The sequence below is a fragment of the Pseudomonas sp. 05N432 genome (genome assembly GCF_056396945.1).
Genome location: NZ_JBFTMM010000024.1, coordinates 107,471 through 113,470, shown reverse-complemented (window position 1 = coordinate 113,470; position 6,000 = coordinate 107,471). Strand labels below are relative to the sequence as shown.

The window sequence follows — 6,000 nt, the reverse complement described above, 5'->3', positions numbered from 1 at the left end:
CCCGCAGTTAAAGCGAGTGTTGCAATGTTATTGGCGTTGCTCTTGGGGGGATGCACCAAGGGCCTTGGTCGGTCACTGCCTTATGACGCGTGGAAGCTCAACTTTTTTGGTCCTGCCTACATGGAAGCCTGGATCGAAACGGCGGACGTGGTTGATATCAATGGACGCGTGTTTCGCGGTGCGGGCAGCGGAGGAGTGACCACAGGTTATCCGCGAGCACTCAGTAAAGGCATACCGACGACGTTTCGCGGCAACCCCAAAGGTTGGGCCGAGCATCCGGGAGGGAGTGGTCGACGCGTAACCGGTGCAGGTCTCCCCCGCTTGGTCTACGTACGCTGGCAGTCGCTGGCCGAGCCGCAGACCTACGAGGCGTATATCGAGATTCCCGAATCGGCTCGAACCACCATGCTCAAGGGTGAAGAGGCTTATTGCGGTGCCGTCGGCAAATGGAAAACGGACTACCGAAAGCTGCTGATTGTTGGTCTGGCACCGGGCGGTATCGCCAAAGTGTATTTGGGTGGCCCTTGCCTGAAGTCGACCGAAGTCACCCGCGTACAAGGCACGATCAACCCCGAAGGCCCTTACAGGGGCAAGACAAATGGTGAGTATTACTTTCTGTCAGAAGAGTCCAAAGCCTACATCGACCAGTTCGGTATTCCCTATGGCTCCTGGTAACCAAGGGGGCGCGTAAAGGGAGGGTATTACTCGTAAAGGCACTTGAAGTAGCGGCTGCTGAGTGGGCGTGCCATTCGGTGCTCAAGTCCATGCAATCACGCATTGCAGGCAGCCAATTGCCCGCAAACACCCGCGATTGTTTAGCCAATCCGCAACCAAGGTTCTTCAAGTCTGGATTTAACGGCTTATCACTGCGTGTGACGCTGCTCAGCCTCTGTGTTCTGCGGTGTTCTCTATGGACGGTTGCTCAGTCGACACTCACCCCGAGGCTTCGCCTGGCGCTCATGCGTCATGCCGTCAGCATCGGCGTCGGTTCACATCCGCCACCGCCCTGAACCTGTCTGCACTGCCTTCTGAACTGGCCTTTTGGGCGTTGTGGCACTGTCGCCATGCGCGCCCGCCGGATGCCTGTATTTCCCGTTAAGTCTTCTCAACGGTCCTTGCCTCATGTGCAGGGATTCAACTGGCGGCGCCTGTGCGTTTGCCTGACGCGGAAATACGAGTGTTCCCATGACTACGACTCCCTTTGCCTCGAAGCAAGAAGCCCTGACCTTCCTTGAACTCAACCCGGATATCGAGATGTTCGAGTTGTTCATCCTCGACAACAACGGCGTGCCGCGCGGCAAACTGCTCCATCGCGATGAACTGCTGGCGGTCTATGAAAGCGGCCGGCCGCTGCCGAGCACCATTCTCGGGCTGACGATCAATGGTGACGATGTGGAAAACTCCGGGCTGGTCTGGGAGGTTGGCGATATCGATTGCCGGGCCTATCCGCTCAGTGGCAGTTTGCAGCGCATGCCGTGGCGGCAGATTCCGACGGCGGCGGTGCAAGTCAGCATGCACCCGCAGGAGGGCCTGCCGGCGACCGTGGCCGATCCGCGGCATTTGCTGGCCAAGGTGATCGACGGGCTCAAGGCCGATGGTTATTACCCGGTGATGGCGGCAGAGCTGGAGTTTTACCTGCTCGACCAGCAACGCGACAGCAACGGTCGCCCGCAACCCGCGCGGGATGTCGACGGCGGCCGGCCACGGACAACCCAGGTCTACGGCTTGCGTGAACTGGAGCAGATCGAACCGTTTCTCGCTGATCTCTATGCGGCCTGCAAACTCCAGGGCATCCCGGCACGCACGGCGATTTCCGAGTACGCCCCGGGTCAGGTGGAAATCACCCTCGAGCACCGCAGCGATGCGTTGCAAGCAATGGACGAAGCGGTGCGTTACAAGCGTCTGGTCAAAGGCGTGGCGCACCGGCACGGGATGGTCGCGTGTTTTATGGCCAAACCCTTTGATGACCTGGCGGGCACCGGCATGCACCTGCACGTCAGTCTGGCGGACAAGCACGGCAACAACCTGTTCGCCAGTGAGGCGCCGGACGGCACGCCGCTGCTCAAGCACGCAGTGGGCGGCATGCTCGGCACTTTGCTCGATTCATTGCTGATGTTCTGCCCCAATGCCAATTCCTATCGGCGTTTCCAGACCAACAGCTACGCGCCACTGGCCGCGACCTGGGGCGTGGACAACCGCACCGTGAGCCTGCGCGTGCCGGGCGGACCGGCGTTTTCCCGGCACATCGAGCACCGCATCTGTGGCGCCGACGCCAACCCTTACCTGGCGGCTGCGGCGATTCTGGCCGGTATTCATCACGGCATTCGCGAACAGCGCGCCCCCGGCGCCCCGGTCGAAGGCAATGGCTACGCGCAAGCCAGCGAGTTGCTGCCGACCGACTGGCTGACCACGTTGCGCGCGCTGGAAGCTTCGGCCTGGGCGCGCGATGCGTTCGGCGCGCAATTCCTCGGGGTTTACCTGGCCGTGAAACGCGCCGAGTACCGTACGTTCATGGGGGAGGTCGGGGAGCAGGACTGGCGCTGGTATTTGCATCAGGCGTAATGCTGAAAGCGGCAGGCTAGAGCCTGTATCGTGATTAAACCTTTTTTTCACGCGCAGCTTGATAACCTGTCGCCAGTCAGTCGTTCCCTTTATCAAGAGTCGCCAGTTATGTCTGCGCAACCCCCATCCTCAGTCGAGCACGAATTTGCTCGACGCTACGATCAGGAGCACGCTCGAGTCTGCCTCCAGCCGCATCCCCGTGGGCTGGTGCAGCGGTTTTTGCAGTGGCGCGGCAAGCGACTGGTGCGGCGCGCACTCAAGGCGGCTGGCGAGCCGGGGCTGATTCTCGATGTGGCCTGCGGGGCAGGGGGCAACTGGCCGGTGCTGGCCGAGCACACCAACCGGGTGATTCTCGCCACCGACCCGTCCCAGGAAATGCTCGACCACGCCCAGACTCATCATCCGGCCGAGCTGCTCAAACGGGTCAAAACCTTTCAGAGCTCGGCATTCACCATCGGTTTGCCGGAAAATGCCGTGGATTGCATTTTTTGCACACAGTTGTTTCAGCACATCGAAAACAGTGAGCACCGCCTGGCGATACTGCGTGAATTTCACCGGGTCAGTCGCGACGCGCTGATCGTGTCAGTACAGCGAGATGGGTACTTCAAGCTGCGTGCGCGGTTCGGCGAGGATGCCCAACCGCGTCAATTGGCGACCAAGGCCCAACTTGAGGCAGAGTTCCGGCAAGCGGGCTTCAAGACGCTCAAATACCTGGACACCCTGCCTGGCAGCGATCTGCCGCGAGTCTACGTGCTGCATAAAGCCGACTAGTTGTCCTATTCTTCTCGAGCCGCGGGAGTTTTGCTCAAGCGCTTGCTCAGTCAGTGCGCGGAAATCGCCGGGGCCGATATATACTGCGCGCCATTCTTCAAGGGAGAGCCGTGTGGCCATCGATATTCACTGGATTCGCGACAACGATAGCCTCGGTCAGTTTTGCGCCCAATGGCAGCAGTTGCCGTTCGTCGCCCTCGACACCGAATTCATGCGGGTCGACACCTTTTATCCGATCGCCGGCCTGTTGCAGATTGGCGATGGCGAGCGGGCTTTCCTGATTGATCCGCTGACGATCGACAACTGGCAACCGCTGGCCCAATTGCTGGAAAACCCGGCAGTGGTCAAAGTGCTGCACGCCTGCAGCGAAGACCTCGAAGTCCTGCTGCGCTTGACCGGCAGCCTGCCGGCGCCATTGTTCGACACGCAACTGGCGGCTGCCTACCTGAACCTGGGCTTCTCCATGGGTTACTCGCGTCTGGTGTCGGAAGTGCTCGGCATCGACCTGCCCAAGGGTGAGACCCGTTCCGACTGGCTGCAACGTCCGCTCTCGGAAACCCAGATCAGCTACGCCGCCGAAGATGCCGTGCATCTGGCGGAGCTTTTCGTGCGTCTGCGGCCGAAGCTGTCGGACGAAAAGTACACCTGGGTCCTGGAAGATGGCGCCGAACTGGTGGCCAACCTGCGCCGCGAGGTCGACCCTTACGAGGTGTATCGCGAGGCCAAGCTGGCCTGGAAACTCTCCCGCGCCCAACTCGCGGTGCTGCGCGAACTCTGCGCCTGGCGCGAGCGCGAAGCCCGTGCCCGCGACCTGCCGCGCAACCGCATCGTGCGCGAGCATTCGTTGTGGCCGCTGGCACGCACCCAACCGGACAATCTCGGGGCACTGGCGAAAATCGAAGACATGCACCCGCGCACCGTGCGCCAGGACGGTGAGTTTCTGCTGGGCTTGATCAAGCAGGCGGGCAGTGTCCCGCCGGACCAGTGGCCGCCAGCGGTGCCGGAGCCCTTGCCGGTGGAAGCCGCGGCACTGGTCAAGCGTCTGCGGGCGCTCGGTCAGGCCGAAGCTGAACGCTTGAACATTGCCCCGGAACTGATGCTGCGCAAGAAAACCCTCGAAGCCTTGCTCAAGAGCGGCTTCCCCGAGGGCCCTTACCAATTGCCTGATTCGCTGCGTGGCTGGCGCCGCGAATTGATGGGCCAGGCCCTGCTCGACTGCCTGGCCACTGCCGGAGAACAGCCTTGAAACGTATTTGCTCTATCTACCGAAGCCTGAAGAAAAACGAGATGTACCTCTATGTGCTCAAAAGCGATGCACTGGAGCGCGTCCCGGAAAACCTGCTGCTGGCGTTCGGCAAACCGCATCACGCCTTCGACCTGGTGTTGACCCCCGAGCGCAAGCTCTCGCGCGAAGACATCACGGTGGTCCTGGAAAACCTCGACAAGCAGGGCTATCACCTGCAAATGCCGCCGGCTGAAGACGAGTACATCGAACACTTGCCGGAAGAGCTGCTACGACGCAATGATCCGGTTTGACGGATATCTGTAGGGGCTCTGTCCAGAGCCTCTGGAAACAATGGAATTGATTATTTTGGCGAGGGCCGCGAGCGAGGGAGAAACACTCCTTTGGCGGTCTTGTGCACTGTTTTTGAAGGTTTGAACCATGCGCGTTCTGATTGCCGAACACGACCACGCTGTATATGCCCAACTGTTGCGTCAGGCCGCACCTGAACTGCAAGTACTGACCAGCGGCGACTCCGCTGAATTGGCCAGCCTGGCCGCCGACTGCCCGGTCTGGCTCGGCCAGCCGGACCTGTTGGCGACGCTGTTGCGTCAAGGTCACGAGCCTCAGTGGCTGCAATCGACCTGGGCCGGTATTACACCGTTGCTCGCCGACGGCTTGCCACGCCACTACCGGCTGACCCGTGCGGTCGGGATTTTCGGTCAGATGATGGCTGAATATGTGCTGACCTACATGCTTGGCCATGAGCGCGAAGTACTGGCGCGATTGGTCAGCCAGGTCGAGCGCAAGTGGGACAACCGTCTGGGCCAGAGCCTGGCGGGGCGCAAGGTGCTGATCGTCGGTACCGGCGATATCGGTCAGAGCGTGGCGCAGTTCCTGGTGCCTTTTGGCGTCAAGCTGTACGGGATCGCCAGTACGCCGCGTGAGCAGGCGCCGTTCATTGAAGTCGCGGGGCTGGAGGCTCTGGGGCGCCTGGTCGGTGAAGTCGATTACGTGATCAACCTGCTGCCGAATACGCCGAACACTCACGACCTGTACAACGCCGCGTTGTTCAAGCAGTTCAAGTCGACCGGTTTGTTCATCAACGTCGGGCGTGGCGTGGCGGTAGTCGATGCGGATCTGGTCGAGGCCCTGAAGGAAGGGCACCTGGCGGGGGCGGTGATCGACGTCTGCCGTCAGGAACCGTTGCCGCAGCGCCATCCATTCTGGACCGCCTGGGGCTTGCTGCTGACTGGCCACAGCTCGGCACCCACCTCACCGCCGATGATGGTGCAGCTGTTTATCGAGAATCTGCGGGCGTTTCAGGCGGGTGAAGCGTTGCGCGGCGAAGTGGATTTCACACGCGGCTACTGATCAACCCCGATCAACTGTGGGAGCGAGCCTGCTCGCGATGAGGCCTGCACATCTAACATCAAGGTTGAATG

6 protein-coding genes are annotated in these 6,000 nt (G+C 60.9%); all 6 read left to right on the top strand.

The window, feature by feature from the left end:
- The first annotated feature begins 24 nt into the window (after positions 1-24).
- The 6 genes from AC1DHT_RS26435 (at position 25) to AC1DHT_RS26410 (ending at position 5,929) form a co-directional block, all read left to right on the top strand.
- On the top strand, positions 25-675 hold the full coding sequence (locus tag AC1DHT_RS26435; protein WP_442114800.1) for a DUF2931 family protein: 651 nt from the start codon (positions 25-27) through the stop codon (positions 673-675).
- 510 nt (positions 676-1,185) lie between these two features.
- Positions 1,186-2,562, top strand: a complete 1,377-nt coding sequence (locus AC1DHT_RS26430) for a glutamine synthetase family protein (protein WP_427540534.1) — start codon at positions 1,186-1,188, stop codon at positions 2,560-2,562.
- A gap of 108 nt (positions 2,563-2,670) precedes the next feature.
- Positions 2,671-3,333 (top strand): class I SAM-dependent methyltransferase, encoded by a 663-nt coding sequence (locus AC1DHT_RS26425; RefSeq protein ID WP_427540537.1) that lies wholly within the window; start codon positions 2,671-2,673, stop codon positions 3,331-3,333.
- 112 nt (positions 3,334-3,445) lie between these two features.
- Positions 3,446-4,579: a ribonuclease D gene (rnd, locus tag AC1DHT_RS26420; protein WP_427540540.1), complete on the top strand. Its 1,134-nt coding sequence runs from the start codon at positions 3,446-3,448 to the stop codon at positions 4,577-4,579.
- Positions 4,576-4,869, top strand: a complete 294-nt coding sequence (locus AC1DHT_RS26415) for a YcgL domain-containing protein (RefSeq protein WP_019692499.1) — start codon at positions 4,576-4,578, stop codon at positions 4,867-4,869. The genes rnd and AC1DHT_RS26415 overlap by 4 nt, the downstream gene beginning before the upstream one ends.
- A 127-nt stretch (positions 4,870-4,996) precedes the next feature.
- A complete protein-coding gene (locus tag AC1DHT_RS26410; protein ID WP_427540543.1) occupies positions 4,997-5,929 on the top strand; it encodes a D-2-hydroxyacid dehydrogenase in 933 nt (310 codons plus the stop codon).
- The last annotated feature ends 71 nt before the right edge of the window (positions 5,930-6,000 follow it).

Excerpts from the sequence above, each read along its gene's own strand:
- AC1DHT_RS26430 (WP_427540534.1), top strand. The coding sequence starts at position 1,186 with ATGACTACGACTCCCTTTGCCTCGAAGCAAGAAGCCCTGACCTTCCTT.
- AC1DHT_RS26410 (WP_427540543.1), top strand. The coding sequence starts at position 4,997 with ATGCGCGTTCTGATTGCCGAACACGACCACGCTGTATATGCCCAACTG.
- AC1DHT_RS26435 (WP_442114800.1), top strand. The coding sequence starts at position 25 with ATGTTATTGGCGTTGCTCTTGGGGGGATGCACCAAGGGCCTTGGTCGG.
- AC1DHT_RS26425 (WP_427540537.1), top strand. The coding sequence starts at position 2,671 with ATGTCTGCGCAACCCCCATCCTCAGTCGAGCACGAATTTGCTCGACGC.